Source organism: Maritimimonas sp. 2205BS37-2 (assembly GCF_056591755.1).
On the sequence record NZ_JBWQOI010000001.1, the window covers coordinates 631289 to 649855 of the forward strand.

The window sequence follows — 18567 nt, forward strand, 5'->3', positions numbered from 1 at the left end:
CGCTTGTTTGATAACGTTTTTTATTTTATGTTTGTTGCATAATCAAAAAATAAAGCCATGATTTTAAATGAAGTACTCAATGGTAAAATAGAGATCAAAAATAAAAACACCACACCGTATACTCGGGTACTGACTGGTGAAGCGTTAGATTTTTTGGTCAACTTACACATTCGTTTTAATGACAAACGATTAGAGTTATTAGAAAAGCGACTAGAGCAACAAAAAAAGTTTGATAAAGGATTTTTGCCTGCTTTCCCAAAAAAAACAAAAGAAATTAGAGATGGAGATTGGGTTGCGGCTCCTTTACCAAAAGACTTATTAGATCGAAGAGTTGAAATTACAGGCCCAACAGATCGTAAAATGGTAATTAACGCATTGAATTCTGGAGCGAAGGTCTTCATGGCAGATTTTGAAGATAGCAATTCGCCTACGTTTGATAATATGATGCAAGGCCAGATTAATTTAAAGGACGCTGTTAATAAAACAATTCTTTTTGAAGATTCTATTAAAAACAAGACGTATAAATTAAATGATGAAGTGGCAACATTACTAGTGCGCCCTAGAGGGCTACACTTAAATGAGAAACATCTGTTAATAAACGGACAAGAGTTATCGGGTTCTTTAGTTGACTTTGGGTTGTATTTCTTTCATAATGTGAAACAACTAATAAAAAGTAATAGCGGCCCTTATTTCTACTTGCCAAAACTAGAACATTACCTAGAGGCTAGATGGTGGAATGATGTATTTGTTTTTGCACAAGAATATATGGGCATACCGCAACAAACCATTAAAGCTACGGTGCTAATTGAAACAATTACCGCAAGCTTTCAACTTGATGAAATTATTTATGAATTGAAAGATCATATGGCCGGCTTAAACTGCGGGAGATGGGACTATATTTTCTCGTACATCAAAAAGCTAAAAAACCATAAAAACTTTTTTGTTCCAGATAGAGCTCAAGTGACCATGGCAACACCTTTTATGGAAGCATACTCTTTACGTGTAATACAACGATGCCATAAGCGTGGCGTGCATGCCATGGGAGGAATGGCGGCTCAAATTCCTATAAAGAATGATGAAGAAGCAAATAAAGCAGCTTTCGAAAAAATAAAAAAAGGGAAAGAAAGAGAAGTTAGAAATGGTCATGATGGTACTTGGGTGGCACATCCCGGTTTGGTAGCATTGGCTACACAAGTATTTGATGAATATATGCTTACTAAAAATCAAATTCATATAAAAAGAGAAGAGTTAGATATTACCGAAGAGCAGTTAATAGAACAGCCCAAAGGGATCATTACCGAAGCAGGTATAAGAGAAAATATCAATGTTGGAATTCTTTATATAGAATCTTGGCTTATGGGTAAAGGAGCAGCTGCGCTGTATAATTTAATGGAGGATGCGGCGACTGCAGAAATTTCAAGAACGCAGGTCTGGCTTTGGTTGCATAAAAGGGTGAAACTTGATACGAATGACGTTTTTACAATTGAAAAATATGTAACCTGGCAGCAACAGGAATTAGAAAAAATTAAAAACTTGGTAGGACTTGAGAGATATCAGAATGGAAAATTTGATTTAGCTATTGAGTTATTTGACAAGCTCGTGCTTTCAGAAGAGTATCAAGAATTTTTAACACAAGACGCCTATAACTATTTATAAAAAAACCACCCCATAACCGCGAAATTAAAGGGTGATTATAACAATGTAAATTAATACAACACAAAATTATGAAAAATTTAGAAAAAGCTACGTACAGTTCTGCACTAGAAACAATACAGAACCTTAAAGAGAAATACGGTAGCCCCTGGAATGCCGTTAACCCCAAGAATGCCGCAAGAATGACCATTCAAAACCGTTTTAAAACAGGACTCGATATTGCCAAATATACAGCCGCAATTATGAGAAGAGATATGAATGCCTATGACCAAGATTCATCTAATTATACGCAATCTCTGGGGTGCTGGCATGGATTTGTAGCACAACAAAAAATGATAGCCGTGAAGAAGCATCATAAAACAACAAACAAAAGGTATTTATACCTTTCTGGTTGGATGGTTGCGGCGTTGCGCTCAGAATTTGGACCATTACCTGATCAATCAATGCATGAAAAAACGGCTGTTCCGACACTTATAGAAGAGATTTATGACTTTTTACGCCAGGCTGACGCTATAGAATTAAACGATTTATTTAGAAGGCTAGAAAATGGGGAAGACGTGCAAGAGCAGATAGATAATTTTGAAACACATATTGTGCCGATTATTGCAGATATCGATGCCGGATTTGGTAACGAAGAAGCCACCTATTTATTAGCGAAGAAAATGATTCAAGCAGGGGCTTGTGCCATTCAAATAGAAAATCAAGTGTCTGATGCTAAGCAATGCGGTCATCAAGATGGAAAAGTTACCGTTCCACATGAAGATTTTATAGCAAAATTGAATGCCATTCGATATGCATTTTTAGAGTTAGGAGTTGAAGACGGTATTATAGTAGCGAGAACAGATTCTGAAGGAGCTGGTTTAACCCAAAAATTACCGGTAAGTAAGGAGCCCGGAGATCTAGCATCAAAATACTTAAGCTTTGTAGAAGCAGAAGAAATCACAATTGAAGATGCTAATGAAGACGACGTTCTTTTAAGAAGAAATGGAAAATTAGTGCGCCCAAAGAGATTATCAAATGGACTCTATAAATTTAAAAAAGGATCTAACATTGATAGAGTAGTACTAGATTGCATTACCAGTTTACAGAATGGAGCAGATTTACTCTGGATAGAAACTCCAACTCCAGATTTAAAACAAATCTCTCATATGGTGAATAGAGTAAGAGAAGTAATGCCAAAAGCTAAACTGGTGTACAATAATTCTCCATCTTTTAACTGGACATTAAATTTTCGTAATCAAGCATATGAAGAAATGTTAGAAGAAGGCGAAAATATGACCGGATATGATAGAAATAATTTAATGGATGCTCAATATGATGGTTCTGAGTTATGTCATAGAGCTGATGAGAAGATTAAAAGTTTTCAAATTGACGGCGCACAAGAAGCAGGTATCTTTCATCATTTAATTACATTGCCCACCTATCACACAACGGCATTACATATGAATGATCTTTCTAAAGGGTATTTCGGAAAAGATGCTATGCTGGCCTATGTGAGAGGCGTTCAGCGACAGGAAATTCGCAAAGGCGTATCTTGTGTAAAACATCAAAGAATGGCTGGATCAGATCTAGGAGATGACCATAAAGGCTTTTTCGCTGGAGATAATGCACTTAAGGCCAGTGGTGAGAAGAATACTTCTAATCAATTCAGAATGGTAGAAGAAGACCCTCGAATTAAACCTGAAATGAGTGTTGTAGCTTAGCATAATAATTCAAATTGAATAATTAAGAGCCTCAAATAGCGGCTCTTTTTATGTTTAATAATATTCCATGTAAATAGTTTCCTTGGAAAATAAAGATATGTTTTGTAACTTTGCCAAGAATTTAAAATATTAATTATGAAACGAGATAAAATTATTTATTACATAGCAACAGGATTGTTAACCTTGTTAATGCTATTCTCAGCTGGCATGTATTTTTTTAACCACGATGAAGTTTCCAAAATGTTTGAAGGTTTTGGTTATCCAACTTATATCATTTATCCCTATGGCGCGGCCAAGTTGCTTGGACTTTTTGCTTTGTGGAACTCAAATTTCAAAGTAATTAAAGAATGGGCATATGCTGGTTTTTTCTTCGCATTTATCCTTGCATTCTTCGCACATGTAATGATCGGTGATGGCGAGCAATCAGGTGCTATCGTAGCGATGGTGTTGTTATTAATTTCATATTACTTTAATAAAAAAATAAACGCTTAATGAAGAAGATATTAGCTTTTGCAGGTAGTAATAGTAAGAATTCAGTTAATAAAGAACTCGCGGGTTACGCAGCTAATTTAACTGACGATGCAGAAAAGAAACTCGTAGATTTAAATGATTATGAGCTACCATTATACGGGATAGATCACGAAAATGAATATGGTATTCCAGAAAATGCTAAGAAATTTTTAGAGGAAATTCAATCATCAGATGGCCTTATACTTTCATTAGCAGAGCACAATGGCGCTTATGCTACTGTTTTTAAGAATTTATTTGATTGGATGTCTCGTATTGATGGGAAATTATGGAACAATAAACCCATGCTGTTAATGGCAACCTCGCCAGGTGGTAGAGGCGGAGCAACTGTATTAGAAATAGCTAAAGGTCGCTTTCCATATATGGGAGGAAATATTGTCTCTAGTTTTTCATTACCAAGTTTTTATGATAACTTTAAAGAAGGAAAAATAATAGACAGATCTTTAAATGATCAGCTTAAAGATGCTGTTAAAAAATTAGAACAAAACCTATAGTGTATGTCGTCATATCTAAAAACAAAAGAAAACAATGAAGATGTAATAGTGTTTTTAAATAGTATTGAAGATGCTATTAAAAAACAAGATTGCTTTGAGCTATTAGATATGATGAAAGAGATTTCTGGCGCTGGTGCTAAAATGTGGGGTAGTAAGATGATTGGTTTCGGCAAATACACCTATAAGACCAAGGCAGGTAAAGTTGGGGAATGGTTTCTAACAGGATTTTCACCCAGAAAGAATGATATTTCCTTGCACTTAATGTTTGGATTAGAAGACCAAACAGCACTTCTGGATGAATTAGGAAAACACAGTATGGGTAAAGGATGCTTATATCTTAAAAAGCTTTCTGATGTTGATACATCAATTTTAAAGAAAGTAATAAAGAATACCTATTACCATATGAAAGAAAACGCTAACTAAAATATAGCATTATGTCAGATACAAAGGAAATAGTAAAGCACTACAGTAATGATGATATTACTGTGGTATGGAAGCCGGGAACTTGCATTCATGCAAAAAATTGTTGGAAAGGACTATTACAGGTTTTTAATCCACAGAATCGTCCTTGGATTAATATGGATGGAGCGTCTACAGAGCGTATAAAAAAACAAGTTGAAGCATGCCCCTCGGGTGCTTTATCTTATATGGCAAAGGGAGCAAAGGATAAAGAGGCTGTTCAATTAGAAACTAAAGTTGAAGCTTTAGAAAATGGACCACTATTAGTGTATGGAACTTTGAATATTACAAATTCTGATGGTTCAAAAGAAGTTAAAAATAAAACAACGGCATTTTGTAGATGTGGTGCCTCAAACAATAAACCGTATTGTGATGGGGCTCATGTAAAAGTAGATTTTAGAGGATAAATTATGGATATTAAACATAATGACGATACTAAAAAAGGAACGTTTTACATTGAAATTGATGGAAAAAGAGAAGCACTAATGACCTATACTTGGGCAGGTAATGATAAGATTATTATTGATCATACCGAAGTTGGTGATAGCCTCAGAGGACAAGGAGTAGGCTATAAGTTAGTAGAAGCTTCGGTTGGTTTTATGAGAGATAATGGCTTAAAAGTGATGCCTTTATGCCCATTTGCCAAATCTGTTTTTGATAAAACTCCAGCGTATTCAGATGTATTATTTTAATTAATAATTAACTTATGAAGATTAAACTATATGGTAAGAAAGGTCATGCGCATACCGTGGCATATAAAAACTTTTTGAGAATGGCAGAAATACCATTTGAATATAAAGACATAATGATAGATGAAGATGCCAAAATACATACACAAGAGATTTATGATGGCGCTATTAAAATCCCTACCTTATTTGTAGATGATGAAATATATAAAACTCCATCTTCAGACACCTTTAATAAAGTGATGAAAGACTTAAAATTAAGAGGATAATTTGTTGAAAATGGGTGATATTGCTAAAGATATAAATTCAAAATTCGCAAATGATAAGGTGAAGGCCTTATTGAATATTATTTATACCGCAAATTGGATTAACAGTAAGCAGAATACCTTCTTTAAACCTTATGGAATATCACCACAGCAGTATAATATTCTTAGAATTTTACGCGGAGCTAATGAACCATTAAAAGTACAAGTTATAAAAGAGCGAATGATTGAGCGCGCTCCAAATGCTACCCGCTTGATGGATAAGCTATGCGCGAAAGAATTAATTGAAAGATTATCTTGTCCGGATGATAGACGAGTGGTACATATAAATATTACTCAAAAAGGATTAGAATTGTTAAAGGAGATTGATGCTAGCTTTAATGAAGACTTGTTGGCTAATTTAAATACTAAAGAAGCATCTCAACTGAGTGATTTATTAGACAAAATTCGGTAAAGAAAAAAATTTATAAAAATTGTTTCCTAGGAAACTAAATAAACTAAAAAAATGAAAGAAGAATTGAAAACTATAGAACATAAGCTTGGAAGCCCTTTGGTAAATATGGGGCCAATACGATTACGGCAACCAATACCAAGTTCCAATGTAGATCAGGTAGATCCATTTTTATTATTACATCACTATGGCCCATATGCCATTAGTGCTTATAATAATCCATTTGATCTTGGACCACATCCTCACAGAGGATTTGAACCCATTACATTACTTTTTAAAGGTGAACAATTTCATCGTGATTCTTTAGGTAATGAAATGCTTGTAAAAGCTGGAGATGTACAATGGACCACGGCAGGAAGAGGAATTATACATGCAGAAGGACCTTCAAAAGAATTTATTGAAAGAGGTGGAGAGCTCGAAGGTATTCAACTCTGGTTGAACCTACCTGCAAAAGATAAAATGATGCCACCGGCATATCAACATGCGAAAAGTGAAGATATACCAACAATAGAAAATGATGATGAAACCATTAGCTTAAAAATTGTTGCCGGTAAACAAGCTAGCAAAAAGGGAATTATTAAAACGCAAACTTCTGTGAATGTGTTTACCGCAAAGACAAAAGAATCTGGCATCATGAAAGTCACAATCCCTAATGATCACAAATCATTAATTTATCTGTTAGACGGAGAAGTGTTAGTGAATAATGAGGCCTTATTAAAAAAAGGAGCCATGCAGGCTATAACATTCAACCAAGATGGCAATACTATTGCTTTCGAGGCAAGAAAAGAAAGCACGTTACTCATTTTGTCTGGGGAACCAATTAACGAAAAAGTTGCTCAATATGGCCCGTATGTTATGAATACTCAAACTGAGATTATGGAGGCCATGCGTGATTTTCAGCAAGGCAAAATGGGATATTTATATTAATCAATAATAATGTAAGATGAAAACAATTATACATAAAGCAGAAACTAGAGGCTTTGCAAACCATGGATGGCTAAAAAGTTATCATAGTTTTAGTTTTGCCGGATATTACAACCCAGAACGAATGAATTTTGGTGCTTTAAGAGTATTTAATGACGATATTGTGCAGCCCAAAATGGGATTTGGAACACATCCGCATAATAATATGGAAATTATATCAATTCCACTTTCGGGAGCACTTTCGCATAAGGACAGTATGGATAATAAGCGAGCAATTACTTCTAACGAAGTACAGGCCATGTCAGCCGGTACCGGATTAACACACTCTGAATTTAATGACAGTAATAATGAGCGGGTTAATTTTTTTCAACTTTGGATAGTGCCTAATGATCAAAATGTTACGCCAAGGTATGAACAAAAATACTTTGATCCAGAAGAGCGAGTGAACAAATTCCAGGTGTTAGTTGATTCAATAGAGAATGATGATAATAAAGTTCTCAAAATCCACCAGGATGCTAAGATTTCGCGTATCACATTAGCTAAGGATAAGTCGATCGAATATAAATTGAAATCAAAAGATCACGGCATATACGTAATGAATATAGAAGGTAATATCGTTGTAAATAATGAGCAAATAAAAAGTCGCGACGCTATTGGTGTTTCAGAAGTAAATACTGTCATGATCACCGCTAACGACACCACTGATATGCTCATTGTTGAAGTGCCAATGTCATAATTGAGTTATGATAATGCTAAACCTCACAAAACAGTGAGGTTTTTTTGTTTAAAAAAATGCTGTATCTTGCAACTGTTATGCATGCATAATAAATAAATCAATCGTTTATGACCAAATACAAGCATATTTTTGAACCTTTAGATCTAGGATTTACTACCATAAAGAATAGAATTTTAATGGGCTCCATGCATACTGGCCTAGAAGAAGAAAAAAATGGTTATGACCGTATGGCTGCTTTTTATGCTGAAAGAGCAAGAGGAGGCGTAGGTCTAATTGTAACCGGAGGAATTGCACCCAATATTCAAGGTTGGACGGGGCCATTTTCTGCTAGAATGAGCTCAAAAAAACATGCTAGAAAACATAAAAAAATTACTGAAGCCGTTCATAAAGAAGGCGGGAAAATATGTATGCAGATACTACACGCTGGTCGATATGCTTATCATCCACTGAATGTAGCTCCATCAGCAATTAAAGCACCCATTAATCCATTTAAACCATTTAAACTTCTAAAATCTGGTATCAATCGTACAATTAGAGATTTTGTAAAATGTGCCAAACTTTCTAAAATTGCAGGATATGACGGTGTAGAAATTATGGGATCGGAAGGATACTTGATCAACCAATTTATTGCTACGCGAACCAATAAGCGGAATGATGAATATGGAGGTTCTTATGAAAATAGAATGCGACTTCCAATTGAATTGGTAAAAAAAACCAGAGAGGCCGTCGGTAAAGATTTTATCATTATCTATAGGCTATCGATGTTAGACCTTGTTGAAAATGGAAGTTCTTGGGAAGAAATTGTACAGCTAGGTAAAGAAATTGAAAAAGCGGGAGCTACTATAATTAATACAGGAATCGGATGGCATGAAGCTCGTATTCCTACAATAGCAACTTCAGTTCCTCGAGCGGCATTTACTTGGGTTACAAAAAAAATGAAGGAAGAAGTAACGATTCCTTTAGTTACTTCTAACAGAATTAACATGCCCGAGACAGCAGAGAAGATATTGGCTGATGGTGATGCTCATATGATTTCTATGGCACGCCCTTTTTTGGCGGATGCAGATTGGGTGAATAAGGCCAAGGAAGAACGTGATGATGAAATAAATACCTGTATCGCTTGTAATCAAGCTTGCTTAGACCATGTATTCAAGCAAAAAGTGGCTAGCTGTTTGGTGAATCCACGTGCTTGTCATGAAACAGAATTAAATTATCATTCTGCTATTAAAAAGAAAAAAATAGCGGTTGTTGGTGCTGGTCCAGCAGGACTTGCGGCTTCTACTGTTGCAGCACAACGTGGTCATGAAGTTACTTTATTTGATGCCGATAGTGAAATTGGGGGGCAATTTAATATGGCAAAACAAATACCAGGAAAGGAAGAATTTTATGAAACAATTCGCTATTTCAAGAAGCAGTTAGAATTACATCATGTGAATATTGAGCTTAATACCAAAGTTGAGATTGAAGAATTAGCAAAGTTAGATTTTGATGAAATAATCCTTGCAACAGGTATTGTGCCGAGAACTCCAAGAATTGAAGGTATTGAGCACCCAAAAGTATTAAGTTATATAGATGTTTTAAAACATAAAAAAGAGGTTGGCAAAAAAGTAGCCGTTATTGGTGCAGGCGGTATTGGCTTTGATGTTTCAGAATACTTATCACATGAGGGGCAAAGCACTTCTTTAAATATTAATGCTTGGTTGAAAGAATGGGGAATTGATAAGTCTTTAAAAGCCCGTAGTGGAATTGAAGGCGTTAAACCCGATTTTCATGCAGCTTCACGCGAGATTTACATGTTAAAACGTAGTAAAGGTAAATTTGGAGGAAAGCTTGGAAAAACAACAGGCTGGATACATAGAGCCAATCTTAAAAAGAAAAAAGTAAAATTCATTAATGAGGTTGAATACACTAAAATTGATGATCAGGGTCTCCATTACGTACAAAACGAAGAACAAAAAGTTCTTGAAGTTGATAATATTGTAATCTGTGCAGGCCAATTACCTTTTAAAGAACTATTTGAGCCTCTAAAGGCTAAAGGATTAAGCGTACATGTTATTGGCGGGGCAGATGTTGCCGCGGAATTAGATGCTAAACGAGCTATAGATCAAGGTAGTAGATTGGCCGCTACGCTTTAACTTTTTGCTTACATAAATTATTGCGATATTTGCCTTTCTAACCAAAATTTGAAGATATGGCAATGAATAAAAATACCGTCCTCGGTTGGGCAACTATGCTAATGATTTTAATGGGAATTATCCTAATCTTAATGGGAGCATACAGATATGATGATGTTGCAGGATGGGGGTTTGCTACTGTAGGTATTGGTTTCTTTGCTATCGCCTGGGTATTTAATGCTTTAAAAGGACGAGTTTAAATAAATTCTTTTTTCATTATCTAATTTTCAAACTAACTAACTATGTCTGACGATAAGAAGGTCATTTTTTCAATGAATAGGGTTTCTAAAACCTATCAATCTACTGGTAAACAAGTACTAAAAGATATTTACCTAAGCTTTTTTTATGGAGCAAAAATCGGAATTTTGGGCCTTAATGGTTCGGGTAAATCTACTCTTTTAAAGATCATTGCAGGAGTAGAGAAAAATTATCAGGGTGATGTTGTATTCTCCCCAGGTTATAAAGTAGGATATCTCGAACAAGAACCCCAACTTGATGAATCTAAAACCGTAATTGATATTGTTAAGGAAGGTGTTGCCGAAACAGTTGCTATTCTTGATGAGTATAACAAAATAAACGATATGTTTGGATTAGAAGAAGTGTACTCTGATCCTGACAAAATGGAAAAGTTAATGACCAAGCAAGCCGAGCTACAAGATAAAATTGATGCTTCTAATGCTTGGGAACTTGATACAAAATTAGAAATTGCAATGGATGCTTTACGTACTCCAGAACCCGATAAGTCGATTTCGGTACTCTCTGGAGGTGAACGTAGACGAGTTGCACTATGTAGACTATTATTACAAGAACCAGATATTTTACTTTTAGATGAGCCTACAAACCACCTAGATGCAGAATCAGTGCATTGGCTTGAGCATCATCTAGCGCAATACAAAGGTACTGTAATAGCTGTAACACACGATCGTTATTTCCTAGATAATGTAGCAGGATGGATTTTAGAATTAGATCGAGGAGAAGGTATTCCTTGGAAAGGAAATTATTCATCGTGGCTAGATCAAAAAGCGAAACGACTAGCGCAAGAACAAAAACAGGCTTCAAAAAGACAGAAAACATTAGAGCGTGAATTAGATTGGGTGCGCCAAGGAGCCAAAGGGCGACAAGCCAAGCAGAAGGCACGTTTAAAAAATTATGATAAGTTGGTGAATCAAGACCAAAAACAACTTGATGAGAAGCTAGAAATTTATATTCCTAACGGGCCGCGCCTTGGAACTAATGTTATTGAAGCTAGCGGTGTTTCTAAAGCCTATGGGGATAAGCTACTTTATGAAAATTTAGAATTTAGTTTGCCTCAAGCGGGGATTGTAGGAATTATTGGCCCCAATGGAGCTGGTAAAACCACCATCTTTAAAATGATAATGGAGGAAGAATCGCCAGATAAGGGAAACTTTACTGTTGGCGAAACTGCAAAATTGGCTTATGTAGACCAAAGCCATTCGAATATAGATCCTGATAAGTCAATCTGGCAAAACTTCTCAGATAAACAAGAGCTGATTATGATGGGAGGAAGACAAGTGAATTCTCGCGCTTATTTAAGCAGATTTAATTTTAGCGGGAGTGAGCAAAATAAAAAAGTAGCTACGCTATCCGGCGGTGAGCGAAATCGTTTACACTTAGCAATGACACTTAAGGAAGAAGGTAATGTTCTACTTTTAGATGAACCAACTAATGATTTAGATGTCAATACATTACGTGCACTTGAAGAAGGGCTTGAAAATTTTGCCGGATGCGCAGTTGTAATCTCTCACGATCGTTGGTTTTTAGATCGTATTTGTACTCACATTTTAGCATTTGAAGGAGATAGTCAAGTGTATTTCTTTGAAGGTTCATTCTCTGATTATGAAGAGAGCAAAAAGAAACGCCTTGGAGCAGATATTATGCCAAAAAGGATTAAATATAAAAAGTTGATTCGATAATTAAGCTATTTATCTTCGTAAGGACAAGAGGCAAAATAAGTTTGAATGCTAAATTTTCTATCTTCGAAGGTGTCTGATAGAATTTTGAAATGTTTGATTCTATCAATGCGAAAAGCTCTATAATCATTTCGTAAATGACACCATGCAATTAAAATCCACTTACGGTTGGTGGAATACATAGCACAAGGCTCAATTTTTCTAAATGATATTGAAATTTCGTTTACTTTTTGATAATTCATTTCAATATAGTTAAAGTTCGTAATTGCTAGTTGAATTTCGGCTAATGCATCACTTGAGAATTCTTCATATTCCCAGTTCATAATGTGAATTTTATCACTTAGCAATTCGCTTTTTTCTTGAATTGAGCTCTTGAAAACAGATTTAATCTTGGTTAAAGCATCATTAAAATGATTTACAAATGAAGCATCTTTAGATTGATTAACAATGTGTTGCGCAGTAATTAGGGCATTCGCTTGTTTTTCTGTGAATTGAACGGGAGGTACCGTATAATGATCCATTAAACTATAACCACGACCCTCAATTGTATATACCGGAACCCCAGCCTCTTCTAATTTTTTTATATCTCTATAGATTGTTCGAATACTTACATCATATTTTTTTGATAACTCAGAAGCAGTCAATAACCGCTTTGATTTTAATAAAGTAAGTATAGCTATGAGCCTTGAAAGTTGTGACATAAAACAAAGATAGCGAACCCAAATAGGATTCGCTATTTAAAATTTAATTCATAGAATGTAGTGCGACCCTATTTCCTTCGGTGTCAATAAACTGAGCAATAAAACCATTTTCATCAATATCCATTTTTGGCATAATTACTTGTCCACCAGCATCAACTACTTTATTTAATGCAGTGTTTAGATCATCTCCTCCGTTTAAATATACAGTCGAACCATCTTGAGAAGGGTTCGTACCTTCCATTTCTACTATGGCACCACCTATTCCCTTATTCTCCATGTCATAAGGAAAGATGCCATACTTCATTTTTTTTTCTGGCATGTGATAATCCGTAATTTCAACATCTAAAATTTCTGAATAGAATTTTTTTGCTCTCTCATAATCTTTGGCTGGTATTTCAAACCAATTAATTGCGTTTTTCATTTGTACTATATTTTTTAAGTTTTACGAGCACAAATGTAGAAGTGGTTTTGACAGATTATGTCAGAGGTGCAAAAATAAAATTAATGATTTGTAAATTTATTTATGACGGCCTTATGTTGCGGGAATATAGTGATAAGCTCTTTTCTTTTCGGGAGTTCGAAATCTTCAAAACTAAAACCAGGAGCTACGGTACACCCGACTAACGAATAACTATTATTTTCAATTACTTCGGCTGCAAACCAATAACCTCCGGGTACCACCAATTGAGGTGTTTCACCTTTTGAAAGATTGTTTCCAATAATAAATTTTAAATGTTCTCCTGTATCAGAAATTGTATGTAAACAAATTGGTGACCCTTGGTAAAAATGCCAAATCTCATCTTGTTGAATTCTATGAAACGCCGAAAAACTGTCTGAGGTAAGCAAAAAATAAATACATGTTGAATAGTTTCTTTTACCCTTAAAGTTCTTTAGACTTATTCGTTCATCACTTCTATAGGTTTCTTTATAATAACCGCCCTCAGGATGTGGCAATAAACCTAATTTTTCAATGATTTCTTCTGGCGTAGACATAGATAATTGGTTACAAGTTTATGCTTACGCATTTAATTACTAGAGTTCTCTCTCCGTTGAAGTTCTTTTGTGATTTTTTTTATGTTCATAAAGTTAATAGGAATAATTGCACTTAAAGCAATTGGTATAACAATTAAAGAGATAAATACGCTATTATCTTCTTTTGTGAGAAAGCCATATATGATAATAATAAAGAGTAAAGTCAATACAGCCATTAAAGCTCCGGTAATAACTTTAAGTCCATTCAATTCTGATTTTAACTTCTCAGTAGTTTTATCTTCTAATTTCACTAATTATATTTTTAGTTATTATTTCATGTACCAATTTCTTAGCCTAACCTCAATATCTTTGTTTTTGCTGTTCACTAATTCCTTGAATTTTGTTGTATCACTAGTCTCGGGCTTACCCCTGTAATGGTATGGATATACTATTTTAGGTTTAAAGTCTAATACAGCACTAGCTGCTTGATTAACATCCATAGTATAAGGCAGATTCATGCATATAAATGCGATATCTATATTACGGAGGTCACGCATTTCTTGAATATCTTCGGTGTCACCGCTTATGTAAATACCTTTTCCACCAAGGTTAATGAAATAACCATTTCCCCTACCTCGAGGATGTCGAGAAGTAGTATCTTCAGGTAAGTTATACATCGGTAGGGCATTAATAAAAATGCTGCCTTCAACATGAATACCACCATTTTTAATCACCGTTAATTGGGTCTGATAGTTAGCATTTAATTTATCTGCAACGGCTTGAGGAACAATAAATTTGGTATTTTTAGTGTCTAATCCTTTTAAGGTTTCCACGTTTGTATGGTCACCATGAATATCTGTAATTAGAATAAGATCGGGTTTTGCCAATCCGGCAAATCGTTCTGCACCACCATAAGGATCTATGTAGATGGTTTTTCCGTTCCATTGTAAGACTAAGGTACCATGCAAAATTGGTTGAATAATAATGTCGCCTTCCTCAGATTTTATAGTATCGGGTTGTGGGCGTTGGGCAAAGCACACTGTTGCCAACAACAGTGCAAGTAATAAGAAGGGGATTTTAGTTTTCATTTGTTTGTTTTTACATATTCGACTCCTGATTTATTAGTTTAACTATAAGTTACAAAGTTTTAAGATTTTTTTTTGCTGTATTAAAATATGGTTTGTACTTCTTCTTTAACGAAATCCATAGCGGTTCGAGTAGGAGGTAAGTTATCTTTCCCTGTGCGTTGAATGATGGCCTCGCGCATTGCTTTGGCGTCAGTAACTTCTCCTTCTAACATGATATCACGTATGAAGTTTAAGGTATTGTTCTTCGCGGTAGTAATTACATCCCAGCATTCGCTAGTCATATAAATTTGCTGTGCCAAATTGTGCTCAAACTCTTGTTCAACAGTTCCTAAAAGCTTTTTAAAATAAGTAGGTTTATCGTTACCGGATGGATTCACCCGTACAGCCAAGTTATTTGGGGTAATTCGCTCTAAAAAAAGTGCCATTCGCTCATAGGCTTGCAATCGTGTTGGTAAGGCAATGTTTTGTTTTTCTTTGCGCAATTGATAAATACGATTTTTCTTTTCATTATCGGTATGCAACTTAAAAAAATACAAAGCGACCGCACCTGTAACTAATGCAGGTAGCGTGTAGGCAATTAGCTGAACAAAATTTTCTGTATCCATTTAATATAATTATAGTTAGTTCGACCAAAAATAATCATTTTTATTTAGGATTTAGTAGCAAATCATTCTTTAATAATTTACAGATTTTGTCGATAACTTTTATTGTTTGTCGCCAATTACAATTGTACTTTAGCCCCAATAATGATGGTATAGTGACCAAGTATCTCGAAAACTTAAATGAAGCTCAAAAGCAGGCGGTTTTACATAAAGACGGCCCTATGATTATTATTGCAGGTGCAGGCTCGGGTAAAACGCGTGTATTAACCTATCGTATAGCACATTTAATGAGTCAAGGCATTGATGCTTTTAGCATTTTAGCACTGACTTTTACAAATAAAGCTGCACGCGAAATGAAAAAGCGTATTGGTAAGATCGTTGGCGAAAGTGAAGCTAAGAATTTATGGATGGGTACTTTTCACTCTGTATTTGCACGTATTTTGCGCTCGGAAGCTGATAAACTTGGGTATCCAAAAAATTTCACGATTTATGATACACAAGATTCCGTTCGATTACTTACTTCTATTATTAAAGAATTACAGTTAGATAAAGATAGATATAAGCCAAAACAGATTCTTGGGCGCATATCTCAATTTAAGAATAGTTTAATTACAGTTAAGGCTTATTACAACTCACCAGAATTGCAAGAAGCCGACCTGATGGCAAGTCGTCCAAAAACTGGAGATATCTATAAAGAATATGTTGAGCGTTGTTTTAAGGCGGGTGCTATGGATTTCGATGATTTACTACTGAGAACAAATGAGCTACTAACACGCTTTCCCGATGTATTGGCGAAATATCAAGATAGGTTTCGATATATCTTGGTTGATGAATACCAAGATACCAATCACTCACAATATTTAATTGTTCGTGCTTTAGCTGATAGATTTCAAAATATTTGTGTTGTAGGAGATGACTCACAAAGTATTTATGCTTTTCGTGGTGCGAACATTCAAAATATTCTAAATTTTCAGAAAGACTATGATGATACTAAAATCTTTAAACTAGAACAGAATTATAGATCTACAAGTAATATAGTCGAGGCGGCGAATAGTGTTATTGAAAAAAATAGGAGCAAACTTGATAAAGAAGTTTGGACCGCCAATGATAAAGGTGAAATGATTAAGGTTATGCGTACTGTTTCTGATGGAGAGGAAGGACGTTTTGTAGCCGATTCAATTTTTGATAATAAGCTCAATAAACAGCTTAAGAATAACGATTTCGCCGTTTTATACCGAACCAATGCTCAGTCTCGTGCCATTGAAGATGCCTTGCGTAAAAAAGATATAGCGTATAGAATTTATGGCGGTTTATCATTTTATCAGCGAAAAGAGATAAAAGATGTTTTGTCCTATTTAAGGTTGTTGGTAAATCATAATGATGAGGAAGCACTTAAACGTGTTATTAATTATCCGGCAAGAGGTATTGGTCAAACTACATTAGATAAATTGGCTGTAGCTGCAAATCATTATAAGCGCTCAATTTTTGAAATTATTGAGAATATTAATAAGGTTGATCTTAAGATAAATGCTGGAACCCAGAATAAGCTGAGTGATTTTATGACAATGATCAAAAGCTTTCAAATAGAAGCAGAAAACAAGAATGCTTTTGAAGTAGCTGATTATGTAATCAAGAAAACGCAAATCGTAAAAGACATCGAAAAAGAAGCTACTCCAGAAGCGATTAGCAGAGTAGAAAATGTACAAGAACTTTTAAACGGTATTAAAGATTTTATTGAAGAGCAAACTGAAAAAGGAGAAAATGCCTCATTATCTTATTTTCTGGAAGATGTCGCACTTGCTACAGATTTTGATAACGATAAAAAATTTAACCAAGATGCGGTTTCATTAATGACTATACATTTGGCAAAGGGACTAGAATTTCAGTATGTTTACATAGTTGGTTTAGAAGAAAACCTATTCCCGTCGGCAATGAGTATGAATACGCGCAGCGAATTGGAAGAAGAAAGAAGATTGTTTTATGTGGCGCTAACACGAGCGGAAAAACAAGCCTATTTAAGCTATGCACAAACGCGGTACCGTTGGGGAAAATTAGTAGATGGAGAGCCCAGCCGGTTTTTAGAGGAAATCGATGATAAATTTTTAGAGCACTTAACTCCTAAGTTACCTAAGCAAATAAATCGTTTTATAAACCAAGATATTTTTGGAAGTGTTCCTCAGGATAAGATCCGATTTAAAAAACCTACAGCAAGAACTCCGGTTAAACCTAAAAAAACAGAAAAACCACCTTCAAAAAGAATAGAAATTAGACCGCCAAAGAACTTAAAGAAAATCCCTAATGTTACTGCTTCTAATTTATTTGACAGTACTATTACGGTTGGTAATATTGTTGAGCATGCTAAGTTCGGAAAAGGAGAGGTGCTAAGCCTAGAAGGCAAAGGCTCTAACAAGAAAGCTGAGATAAAATTTGAAGTTGTTGGAACCAAAAAACTTTTGCTTCAATTTGCCAGACTTAAAATTTTGGCTTAATTGACAATATTTATAGAAATAATTGTTTATTTGTTGATAGAAATTAAAATATATGATGGAGTTTGATTTAGAATATAATTCAAAGCGTGAGAAATTGATTATCCCCGAATATGGACGCCATATTCAAAAACTGGTAAATCACTGTGTAAGCTTAGAAGAGAAAGAAGAACGAAATAAAATGGCAAACGCTATTATTGACGTAATGGGAAATTTACAACCGCATTTACGTGATGTTCCTGATTTTCAGCACAAGCTTTGGGATCAGTTATTTATTATGTCTGATTTTAAATTGGAAGCTGATTCGCCGTATCCTAAGCCTGTTCAAGAAGAACTGGCGGCTAAACCAGATGCATTGGGGTATCCAAAATCAGCATCAAAATACCGCTTTTATGGGCATAATATCCAAACAATGATAGATACTGCTTTAACTTGGGATGAAGGTGAAATGCGAGACGCGCTTGTTTTTACCATTGCTAACCATATGAAAAAGTGCTATTTAAACTGGAATAAAGACACAGTTGAAGATTCCGTAATCTTCGAGCATTTAGCTGAACTTTCTGGAGGTAAAATTGCCTTATCACAAGAGAATGAAACATTGTCTGAATCAAAAGATTTATTGCGTGGCAATAAAAGCAGACAATCTGGTAAAAAAGGGCACAAACAAAATAAGAATAGAAAAAGACGCTAAGAACAAATAGCCAATCAACCAAACT

The 18567-nt window shown here is 35.0% G+C and carries 22 protein-coding genes; 16 read left to right on the top strand and 6 right to left on the bottom strand.

What is annotated here, in order from left to right; all coding sequences use genetic code 11:
- The first annotated feature begins 57 nt into the window (after window positions 1-57).
- From aceB to ettA, 14 genes are all read left to right on the top strand, one after another.
- Window positions 58-1656: a malate synthase A gene (gene aceB / locus AC1EUU_RS02915; RefSeq protein WP_480199879.1), complete on the top strand. Its 1599-nt coding sequence runs from the start codon at window positions 58-60 to the stop codon at window positions 1654-1656.
- A 68-nt stretch (window positions 1657-1724) separates the two neighbouring features.
- Window positions 1725-3356 carry an isocitrate lyase gene (locus tag AC1EUU_RS02920; protein WP_480199880.1) on the top strand — a complete coding sequence of 544 codons (1632 nt, stop codon included), beginning with the start codon at window positions 1725-1727 and terminating at the stop codon, window positions 3354-3356.
- A gap of 135 nt (window positions 3357-3491) precedes the next feature.
- Window positions 3492-3848, top strand: a complete 357-nt coding sequence (locus AC1EUU_RS02925; protein WP_480199881.1) for a DoxX family protein — start codon at window positions 3492-3494, stop codon at window positions 3846-3848.
- Window positions 3848-4378, top strand: coding sequence for an NADPH-dependent FMN reductase (locus tag AC1EUU_RS02930; protein ID WP_480199882.1), 531 nt, complete (start codon window positions 3848-3850; stop codon window positions 4376-4378). The genes AC1EUU_RS02925 and AC1EUU_RS02930 overlap by 1 nt, the downstream gene beginning before the upstream one ends.
- Before the next feature lie 3 nt (window positions 4379-4381).
- A complete protein-coding gene (locus AC1EUU_RS02935; RefSeq protein ID WP_480199883.1) occupies window positions 4382-4801 on the top strand; it encodes a DUF1801 domain-containing protein in 420 nt (139 codons plus the stop codon).
- 11 nt (window positions 4802-4812) lie between these two features.
- Window positions 4813-5244: a (4Fe-4S)-binding protein gene (locus AC1EUU_RS02940; RefSeq protein ID WP_480199884.1), complete on the top strand. Its 432-nt coding sequence runs from the start codon at window positions 4813-4815 to the stop codon at window positions 5242-5244.
- A 3-nt stretch (window positions 5245-5247) separates the two neighbouring features.
- The gene (locus tag AC1EUU_RS02945) at window positions 5248-5529 is read left to right on the top strand and encodes a GNAT family N-acetyltransferase (RefSeq protein ID WP_480199885.1); all 282 of its coding nucleotides are present in this window, start codon (window positions 5248-5250) and stop codon (window positions 5527-5529) included.
- Window positions 5530-5543: 14 nt separating this feature from the next.
- On the top strand, window positions 5544-5792 hold the full coding sequence (locus tag AC1EUU_RS02950) for a glutaredoxin family protein (RefSeq protein WP_480199886.1): 249 nt from the start codon (window positions 5544-5546) through the stop codon (window positions 5790-5792).
- A gap of 10 nt (window positions 5793-5802) precedes the next feature.
- Window positions 5803-6240, top strand: a complete 438-nt coding sequence (locus AC1EUU_RS02955; protein WP_480199887.1) for a MarR family winged helix-turn-helix transcriptional regulator — start codon at window positions 5803-5805, stop codon at window positions 6238-6240.
- A 51-nt stretch (window positions 6241-6291) separates the two neighbouring features.
- Window positions 6292-7164 (top strand): pirin family protein, encoded by an 873-nt coding sequence (locus tag AC1EUU_RS02960; RefSeq protein WP_480199888.1) that lies wholly within the window; start codon window positions 6292-6294, stop codon window positions 7162-7164.
- Window positions 7165-7180: 16 nt separating this feature from the next.
- Window positions 7181-7897: a pirin family protein gene (locus AC1EUU_RS02965; RefSeq protein ID WP_480199889.1), complete on the top strand. Its 717-nt coding sequence runs from the start codon at window positions 7181-7183 to the stop codon at window positions 7895-7897.
- A gap of 107 nt (window positions 7898-8004) precedes the next feature.
- Complete coding sequence (locus AC1EUU_RS02970) at window positions 8005-10032, top strand: oxidoreductase (RefSeq protein ID WP_480199890.1); 2028 nt, start codon at window positions 8005-8007, stop codon at window positions 10030-10032.
- A gap of 56 nt (window positions 10033-10088) precedes the next feature.
- Window positions 10089-10271: a CAL67264 family membrane protein gene (locus tag AC1EUU_RS02975; protein WP_480199891.1), complete on the top strand. Its 183-nt coding sequence runs from the start codon at window positions 10089-10091 to the stop codon at window positions 10269-10271.
- Window positions 10272-10313: 42 nt separating this feature from the next.
- Entirely contained in the window at window positions 10314-12005 is a 1692-nt protein-coding gene (ettA, locus tag AC1EUU_RS02980) for an energy-dependent translational throttle protein EttA (protein ID WP_480199892.1), read from the top strand.
- Window positions 12006-12010: 5 nt separating this feature from the next.
- On the opposite strand, the gene AC1EUU_RS02985 is transcribed toward ettA, so the two are convergent.
- The 6 genes from AC1EUU_RS02985 to AC1EUU_RS03010 all read right to left on the bottom strand — a co-directional run bounded on the left by AC1EUU_RS02985 (window position 12011) and on the right by AC1EUU_RS03010 (window position 15368).
- Window positions 12011-12703 (bottom strand): helix-turn-helix transcriptional regulator, encoded by a 693-nt coding sequence (locus tag AC1EUU_RS02985; protein WP_480199893.1) that lies wholly within the window; start codon window positions 12701-12703, stop codon window positions 12011-12013.
- 43 nt (window positions 12704-12746) lie between these two features.
- Window positions 12747-13124: a VOC family protein gene (locus tag AC1EUU_RS02990; RefSeq protein ID WP_480199894.1), complete on the bottom strand. Its 378-nt coding sequence runs from the start codon at window positions 13122-13124 to the stop codon at window positions 12747-12749.
- A gap of 80 nt (window positions 13125-13204) precedes the next feature.
- On the bottom strand, window positions 13205-13696 hold the full coding sequence (locus AC1EUU_RS02995; protein ID WP_480199895.1) for a cupin domain-containing protein: 492 nt from the start codon (window positions 13694-13696) through the stop codon (window positions 13205-13207).
- A 32-nt stretch (window positions 13697-13728) separates the two neighbouring features.
- The gene (locus AC1EUU_RS03000) at window positions 13729-13986 is read right to left on the bottom strand and encodes a hypothetical protein (RefSeq protein WP_480199896.1); all 258 of its coding nucleotides are present in this window, start codon (window positions 13984-13986) and stop codon (window positions 13729-13731) included.
- Between the two features lie 18 nt (window positions 13987-14004).
- Window positions 14005-14763 carry an MBL fold metallo-hydrolase gene (locus AC1EUU_RS03005; RefSeq protein ID WP_480199897.1) on the bottom strand — a complete coding sequence of 253 codons (759 nt, stop codon included), beginning with the start codon at window positions 14761-14763 and terminating at the stop codon, window positions 14005-14007.
- A gap of 80 nt (window positions 14764-14843) precedes the next feature.
- Window positions 14844-15368 carry a DUF7935 family protein gene (locus tag AC1EUU_RS03010; protein ID WP_480199898.1) on the bottom strand — a complete coding sequence of 175 codons (525 nt, stop codon included), beginning with the start codon at window positions 15366-15368 and terminating at the stop codon, window positions 14844-14846.
- 152 nt (window positions 15369-15520) lie between these two features.
- Between AC1EUU_RS03010 and AC1EUU_RS03015 the strand changes: the two genes are divergently transcribed.
- Window positions 15521-17854, top strand: a complete 2334-nt coding sequence (locus AC1EUU_RS03015; RefSeq protein ID WP_480199899.1) for an ATP-dependent helicase — start codon at window positions 15521-15523, stop codon at window positions 17852-17854.
- 55 nt (window positions 17855-17909) lie between these two features.
- Window positions 17910-18542 (top strand): DUF4290 domain-containing protein, encoded by a 633-nt coding sequence (locus AC1EUU_RS03020; RefSeq protein WP_480200756.1) that lies wholly within the window; start codon window positions 17910-17912, stop codon window positions 18540-18542.
- The last annotated feature ends 25 nt before the right edge of the window (window positions 18543-18567 follow it).

Bases quoted from the DNA above. Each gene is read 5' to 3' on its own strand.
- AC1EUU_RS02955 (WP_480199887.1), top strand. From the start codon at position 5,803: ATGGGTGATATTGCTAAAGATATAAATTCAAAATTCGCAAATGATAAG.
- AC1EUU_RS02995 (WP_480199895.1), bottom strand. From the start codon at position 13,696: ATGTCTACGCCAGAAGAAATCATTGAAAAATTAGGTTTATTGCCACAT.
- AC1EUU_RS02940 (WP_480199884.1), top strand. From the start codon at position 4,813: ATGTCAGATACAAAGGAAATAGTAAAGCACTACAGTAATGATGATATT.
- AC1EUU_RS03005 (WP_480199897.1), bottom strand. From the start codon at position 14,763: ATGAAAACTAAAATCCCCTTCTTATTACTTGCACTGTTGTTGGCAACA.
- ettA (WP_480199892.1), top strand. From the start codon at position 10,314: ATGTCTGACGATAAGAAGGTCATTTTTTCAATGAATAGGGTTTCTAAA.
- AC1EUU_RS03020 (WP_480200756.1), top strand. From the start codon at position 17,910: ATGGAGTTTGATTTAGAATATAATTCAAAGCGTGAGAAATTGATTATC.
- AC1EUU_RS02945 (WP_480199885.1), top strand. From the start codon at position 5,248: ATGGATATTAAACATAATGACGATACTAAAAAAGGAACGTTTTACATT.
- AC1EUU_RS02960 (WP_480199888.1), top strand. From the start codon at position 6,292: ATGAAAGAAGAATTGAAAACTATAGAACATAAGCTTGGAAGCCCTTTG.
- AC1EUU_RS02990 (WP_480199894.1), bottom strand. From the start codon at position 13,124: ATGAAAAACGCAATTAATTGGTTTGAAATACCAGCCAAAGATTATGAG.
- AC1EUU_RS02965 (WP_480199889.1), top strand. From the start codon at position 7,181: ATGAAAACAATTATACATAAAGCAGAAACTAGAGGCTTTGCAAACCAT.
- AC1EUU_RS02970 (WP_480199890.1), top strand. From the start codon at position 8,005: ATGACCAAATACAAGCATATTTTTGAACCTTTAGATCTAGGATTTACT.
- AC1EUU_RS02975 (WP_480199891.1), top strand. From the start codon at position 10,089: ATGGCAATGAATAAAAATACCGTCCTCGGTTGGGCAACTATGCTAATG.
- AC1EUU_RS02950 (WP_480199886.1), top strand. From the start codon at position 5,544: ATGAAGATTAAACTATATGGTAAGAAAGGTCATGCGCATACCGTGGCA.
- AC1EUU_RS02925 (WP_480199881.1), top strand. From the start codon at position 3,492: ATGAAACGAGATAAAATTATTTATTACATAGCAACAGGATTGTTAACC.
- AC1EUU_RS02930 (WP_480199882.1), top strand. From the start codon at position 3,848: ATGAAGAAGATATTAGCTTTTGCAGGTAGTAATAGTAAGAATTCAGTT.
- AC1EUU_RS02920 (WP_480199880.1), top strand. From the start codon at position 1,725: ATGAAAAATTTAGAAAAAGCTACGTACAGTTCTGCACTAGAAACAATA.
- AC1EUU_RS02935 (WP_480199883.1), top strand. From the start codon at position 4,382: ATGTCGTCATATCTAAAAACAAAAGAAAACAATGAAGATGTAATAGTG.
- aceB (WP_480199879.1), top strand. From the start codon at position 58: ATGATTTTAAATGAAGTACTCAATGGTAAAATAGAGATCAAAAATAAA.
- AC1EUU_RS03010 (WP_480199898.1), bottom strand. From the start codon at position 15,368: ATGGATACAGAAAATTTTGTTCAGCTAATTGCCTACACGCTACCTGCA.
- AC1EUU_RS02985 (WP_480199893.1), bottom strand. From the start codon at position 12,703: ATGTCACAACTTTCAAGGCTCATAGCTATACTTACTTTATTAAAATCA.